Source organism: Arthrobacter sp. 10T413_2 (assembly GCF_056394205.1).
Window position 1 is genome coordinate 1 of sequence record NZ_JBFTHK010000223.1, and the last position, 5,743, is coordinate 5,743.

Genomic DNA, 5,743 nt, shown 5'->3' on the forward strand with positions numbered 1-5,743 from the left:
CATGATTGGCTCGAGTTGCCCGGCTCTTAACTTCTTGCGGACTTTCTGCGGACTGGAAGACTATCTGGACGGTCGGATTTCGCGCGGCCGTCGTGTCCTGGTTGGGCGTCGGGGCTCGGGCTCTCTCGCTGTGGATTCCAGGATGCTGTCCATGTCGGATCGGCTGAACAGAATGCTTCCTCCGACTTTCCGATATGGCCACCGCTGGCTGATGCGGAGGGCCATGATTGTGGACTTGCTGAGCCCGAACATCTCCCCGACCTGCCTGGGCGTGTACAGGAGCAGCTCGGCAGGGTATTTCTCCTCGCGCATGTCACCTTGCGGCTCGTAGGGACCTCGGACACAAGAGGTTCTTCAATTGTCATCCATAGAGCTTAGCTAGCCGTGGCATGAGCAGGTGCAGTGAGTGGCGGGCTCCAGGAACTCGTATTCGGGCTCCAGCTCCGCGTAGTTCAAGGAGCCTGGATCCGCCAGCATTTCATCCAGCATCGCGACCACCGCTTCAACATCTATCTAGACCACGTAAGAGACAGTAGGGTCTGGGTACGACAACTGATGGGGAAAGAAACGTGGGTTCCGTCTTTAGAAAGCGCGTCAGGCTTGGCAAGGGTTCAGCGCTCAATCTTTCAAAGTCCGGTGCGAGCGTTTCCAAGCGCATAGGACGCATGACCCTCAATAGCAGGGGCGGCGGAACTATCCGCCTATTGGCGGGCCTATCGTTCAGATTCGGTAAGCGGCGCTAGCCAGTCCAACGCAGAACCCCCGTCAGTCGTGATGACTGACGGGGGTTCTCTGCGCGTGGTGGTTAGTACCGGACGACGTACGTCCTGCTGAACCGATAGCTGACCTGGTTCCCCAACGTGCCCTTGACGCGCACGACGTACTTGTCGCCTTTGCTGTCTCTGGCCGGCGGCCCCCAGACCCTAGTGGTTGCATTCCAGCCGCCCGCAAAGATTTCGCCATTCAAGAAYCAGCGGTATTCCAGCTTGGTGCCCTTGGGCCAGCCATACGTGTTCGCCCCCAGGATTGTTCCTGGAGTGACATACACGGTGGACACGCCGGCTGTGCAACTCGCCGTAGTTTGAGCACATGACGAGGGGCAGAAAATGAATTCCGATCCACAGGTTGCGGCGCTGGCCGGGGCCGCCGCGGCGAGCGTTCCGGCTCCCAGGGCAATGGATAGGGCGGCAGCGGCCGCCGCTTTACGGAAGATCGATCGTTTCAATGCTGGCACGGTTCCCCGCACCTCCTGTCGGTTCGTTGGCAGATAGTTTGTGACTGCTGAACGCTTCCGACATACACCGGCTAAGGCGCCCCCAAGCATGAGTATAACCACACGGGTAACACTGGCATCAAGGGTGCCCGGCCCAGGCTGGCAGGAATCCGGGCACCTGTCTGCCCAACGGATGGCGCGGAACTTCTCAGGACCCCGCCAGTCGCAGCGACTGGCGGAGTTTCTTGTGGGGCGTGAGCGTCCGTCAGCGTGCCCTTGCCGGCCTTGATAGCCARGTTCATAGCCCGGMCATGGCTTCCAATCATTCAGAGAATCCTTTTCTGAATGGGCAAAAAACTCGGAKAGAGGGAGTTGACTCACCGGAGAAGTCGACAAGCCGTTACGGCTGGCAAGATTTGCCCCGCCCACCCGGTCTGCCGTCCCATCTTCGCGTCTCTACTCATCTCCAGGGGCCTCGACGTGAAAGTAGTTCAGAAATCCCTGCGGCACGCGTCAGCGAAGACGACACTCGATGTGCACGGGCATATGTGGCCAGATAAAAGAAAAGTCCGCACGGGCTGCCGGTGCGGAAGTGCTGGCAGCTCGTGCGGACTCTCTGCGGACTAAAGCCGATTTAGCCCTGTGATCTAGCTAGACGCCGTAGTAGAGCTCGAACTCGTACGGGTTCGGGCGCAGCGAGAGCGGACGGATCTCGTTCTCGTACTTGTACTCGATCCAAGTGTCGATCAGGTCCTGGGTGAAGACGCCGCCGGCCTGCAGGAACTCGTTGTCCTCGGCCAGTGCCTCCAGGGCTTCCTCGAGGGTGCCCGGGGCCTTGGGGATGTCCTTGGCTTCTTCGGCGGGGAGCTCGTAGAGGTCCTTGTCGATCGGAGCCGGGGGTTCGATCCGGTTGCKGATGCCGTCAATGCCGGCCATCAGCTGGGCAGCGAATGCCAGGTACGGGTTGGAGGAGGGATCCGGAGCGCGGAACTCGATGCGCTTGGCCTTCGKGTTGGAGCCCGTGATCGGGATGCGGATACCGGCGGAGCGGTTGCCCTGCGAGTAGACCATGTTGACCGGGGCTTCGAAGCCCTTGACCAGGCGGCGGTAGGAGTTAACCGTCGGGTTGGTGAAGGCCAGCACTGCGGAGGAGTGCTTCAGCAGGCCACCGATGTACCAGCGGGCGGTGTCGGACAGGCCGGCGTAGCCCTTCTCGTCGTAGAAGAGCGGCTCGCCACCGGTCCACAGCGACTKGTGGCAGTGCATGCCCGAGCCGTTGTCACCGAAGACCGGCTTCGGCATGAAGGTCACGKACTTGCCCCAGGCGTCGGCAGTGTTCTTGATGACGTACTTGAACTTCTGCAGGTCATCAGCCGCGTGGGTCAGGGTGGTGAACTTGTAGTTGATTTCAGCCTGGCCAGCGGAACCGACCTCGTGGTGGCTGCGCTCGACCTCAAGGCCGGCCTCGTCCAGCGCAACACACATGGCGTCGCGGAGGTCGGMCTGCTTGTCGGTGGGGGAGACGGGGAAGTAGCCGCCCTTGACCGGGGTCTTGTAGCCGAGGTTGCCGCCCTCTTCCTCACGGCCGGTGTTCCAGTGAGCTTCCTCGGAGTCGATCTTGTAAAAGCTGCCCTGCGGGGAGGACTGGTACTGGACGTTGTCGAAGACGAAGAACTCGGCCTCGGGGGCGAAGAAGGCGGTGTCGGCGATGCCGGTGGAGGCGAGGTAGGCTTCGGCCTTCTCGGCCACGCCGCGGGGGTCGCGGTGGTACGGATCGCCAGTGCGGGGGTTCACGATCGAGAAGTTCAGCGCAAGGGTCTTTTCCATGCGGAACGTGTCGAGGAATGCCGTGGTCACGTCCGGGATGAGCTGCATGTCAGACTCGGCGATGCCCTGGAAGCCGCGGATCGAAGACCCGTCGAAGAGCTGGCCATTGACGAAGAAGTCGGCATCAACGCTCTTGGCGGGCACGTTGAAGTGCTGCTGAACGCCAGGAAGATCGGTGAAGCGGATGTCGACGAATTTGATGTCTTCGTCTTTGATGAACTTGAGGACTTCGTCCGCAGTCTTGAACATTATGCTCCTTACGCATATGAAAGATCTGGCCGTCAGGCACATTGGTCCAGGGCAGTCCAACAGCGGGAAGGCAATAAAGCATCCCCGCTTCTGAACCGCTAGCAACTGTTACCACTCTAAGGACGTGGGGTTTCCCCGCAGTGTCCGTATTGTTTCGGGGAGGTTACAGAACGCMCTGACAGGTAAACGCTAGTCGCCGGTCCACAGTGTGACCTATCCAGTTCCACAGTGTGACACAGGGCCGCCCACACTGTGGACGGCCCTGACCCGATAAGCTTGGACGGTGGTAGATCGCAAAGACATCGGTTCATGGCTCAGCGGGCCGGACACATCCGGCATCTCCAAGTACCCCGGGGAACGGCTTGGACTGCCCGAGGCCGGGCCAGGCTCGATCGCCCGCGCGGGCCGCCGCATTTTGGCGATCTGCATCGACTGGGGCATCGCGCTGCTGATCAGCAATTTCGCCTTCGCTGGCGACTCCTGKGCCACGCTGGCCGTGTTTGCCGTCGAACAGATCCTTCTCGTCGGCACCCTCGGCTACAGCATCGGCCACCGGATCGTAAGCATCCACGTGCTGCGCTTGGGCGGCGGCCCGGCGGGCCCTCTCGCGGCCTTGGTGCGCACCCTTCTGCTGTGCCTCGTCATTCCGGCCGTCATCTTCGACCCGGACCAGCGCGGACTGCACGACAAAGCTATGAATACCGTGCTCGTCCGGATGTAGGTMCTGCCCGCGTCCGACGGCGGTGCCAGGCTGTCAGGGCGGGGCGTTCCCTCGTCGTTTGCGACGTATGGCCGGCCGGCCGCCACCTCTTGGCTGCGGTTCTCCACGAATGGCCGTCAAACGTCCCCGGATAGCGGCCATATGCGTCAGATGGGCAGCGATGTTGCCAGGGCGCACAGAACCCGAKGTCCCGGGCGGAACTAGACCCCCGCCGTCTCCTGGGCCGTCGTCCGCGCAGCCGCTMCGACCTGCACCCCMAGATGGCCGCGGCGGCCGGCCCAGCGTTCAAACCAGACGGTCGCGAACGGKAAGACGGCGGAGACGCCCGCGAGCATGGMAACCTTGAACGGCCAGCGAAGCATCGCCCACAGACTCAACACCGCGATGGCATAGCCGATGAAGAACGCCCCGTGGATCGGACCGGCAACCTCCACGCCCAGTTCCGTCGTCCGCGTCACCCACTTGAKGACCATGCCCGTCAGCAGTGCGGCCCAGCTGAACGCTTCGGCAATCGCCAGCCCCCGGAAAACGCGGATCATGGCGTCGGTCGATGGAAGTTTCATGCGGGTCTCCTGGTTCCTGAAGTTCTGGGTGCTGACGGTCGTGGTGCGGGCGTCGTGGCCGGTCGCCGTCKGGCGATCATGGAAAAGCCCCGGCTGGCGGCCTGAAGGGGGCGCGACCGGGGCGATCCTGTACAGCTGGCGTGCAGTGCTGCCTATGGGGCTGGGGGCAGGGCCTAGCGTCCGCGGGTCGGGCGGGCCTTGTAGGGATCGATGCCCTTCGGGATGGGGAGGCGGCCGCCGAGCGAGGAAATGCGCTTGGACACAGCGCTGACCTCGGTCTTTGTCAATTCGCCCTTGAGCTTGTTCATCTTCTTGGCGAGCTGGCTGAGCGGCACCTGGCCCTCGCCGCGGCCACTTTCGATCACGTGGATTGTGACGTTGGGCAGGATGCGCGAGAGCCGCTTGCGTTCGGCGTCGACCAGAGGCTTGACCCGGTTGCTGGGCCCMTCGCTGACAAGCACGACGCCGGGACGGCCGATGGCGCGGAAGACGGCGTCCTGCGTGCGGGGGTTGACAGCAACGGGCTGATCCTCGGTGATCCAGCCGCGCTTGAGCGTGCCCAGCGCGGCACCCGAGGCGCCCGGCTGGCCCTCGATCTGCGCGAACGCGGCGCGCTCGGCGCGGCGGGACAGGATCAAGGTTGCGGCAATGGCGCCCAGCGCGATGCCGATGATCAGGCCGGTGATCCAGTTATCGAGCAGGAAGCCGACCAGGAGGCTGGCGGCGACAACGCCCAGGAACGCCAGCAGCATGAGCCACGGAACCATGGGATCGTGGCGGCGCGTCATCTGGAAGACCTCGCCGATCTGCTTCAGCCGGCTCGGCTTCTTGGCCTTTGCTTCCTTGGGCTTGCGGGAGAAAAGACCGCGCTTCGGAGCATCGGAAGCCGGGCTGGAGCTGCTGGAGTCAGGGGAATTCGCCATAGTGCCTTAATTCTACGTGATTCATGGCTAAGGGCCGGACGCCGGAATCATCCGGTGCCGGCCCCCAGGTGGAAGGGTTCTGGAACAGGATTCAGGAATGCGCGGCGAGGATGGAGCTGGCTTCCTGGCGGGTGCTGCCGGAGCTTTCGATGTGGGCGAGCTGGGCCGGGATTTCCCAGCCCTTCTTGCGCATCGCGGTGGCCCAGAGCCGGCCGGCGCGGTAGGAGGAGCGCACCAGGGGTCCGGA

General features: G+C 63.0%; 6 protein-coding genes and 1 pseudogene. 2 read left to right on the forward strand and 5 right to left on the reverse strand.

The features are described from left to right. Nucleotides 1-60: 60 nt before the first annotated feature. Nucleotides 61-312 (reverse strand): helix-turn-helix domain-containing protein, encoded by a 252-nt coding sequence (locus AC1DBQ_RS20965; RefSeq protein WP_476930347.1) that lies wholly within the window; start codon nucleotides 310-312, stop codon nucleotides 61-63. A gap of 257 nt (nucleotides 313-569) precedes the next feature. Here AC1DBQ_RS20965 and AC1DBQ_RS20970 point away from each other — a divergent pair, with 257 nt between their 5' ends. After that, nucleotides 570-743 carry a DUF4236 domain-containing protein gene (locus AC1DBQ_RS20970; RefSeq protein WP_476930348.1) on the forward strand — a complete coding sequence of 58 codons (174 nt, stop codon included), beginning with the start codon at nucleotides 570-572 and terminating at the stop codon, nucleotides 741-743. Between the two features lie 1,121 nt (nucleotides 744-1,864). Here AC1DBQ_RS20970 and glnA read toward each other — a convergent pair. Further along, nucleotides 1,865-3,289, reverse strand: a complete 1,425-nt coding sequence (gene glnA / locus AC1DBQ_RS20975; protein WP_476930349.1) for a type I glutamate--ammonia ligase — start codon at nucleotides 3,287-3,289, stop codon at nucleotides 1,865-1,867. A gap of 283 nt (nucleotides 3,290-3,572) precedes the next feature. Between glnA and AC1DBQ_RS20980 the strand changes: the two genes are divergently transcribed. After that, complete coding sequence (locus AC1DBQ_RS20980; RefSeq protein WP_476930350.1) at nucleotides 3,573-4,010, forward strand: RDD family protein; 438 nt, start codon at nucleotides 3,573-3,575, stop codon at nucleotides 4,008-4,010. A gap of 200 nt (nucleotides 4,011-4,210) precedes the next feature. Here the strand turns inward: AC1DBQ_RS20980 and AC1DBQ_RS20985 are convergent, their stop codons facing one another. From AC1DBQ_RS20985 to AC1DBQ_RS20995, 3 genes and pseudogenes are all read right to left on the reverse strand, one after another. Continuing rightward, the gene (locus AC1DBQ_RS20985; protein ID WP_476930351.1) at nucleotides 4,211-4,573 is read right to left on the reverse strand and encodes a DUF3817 domain-containing protein; all 363 of its coding nucleotides are present in this window, start codon (nucleotides 4,571-4,573) and stop codon (nucleotides 4,211-4,213) included. Nucleotides 4,574-4,746: 173 nt separating this feature from the next. Further along, complete coding sequence (locus AC1DBQ_RS20990; protein WP_476930352.1) at nucleotides 4,747-5,496, reverse strand: DUF4191 domain-containing protein; 750 nt, start codon at nucleotides 5,494-5,496, stop codon at nucleotides 4,747-4,749. Nucleotides 5,497-5,587: 91 nt separating this feature from the next. After that, a pseudogene (locus tag AC1DBQ_RS20995) lies at nucleotides 5,588-5,743 on the reverse strand (lipoyl synthase); the annotation flags it as partial.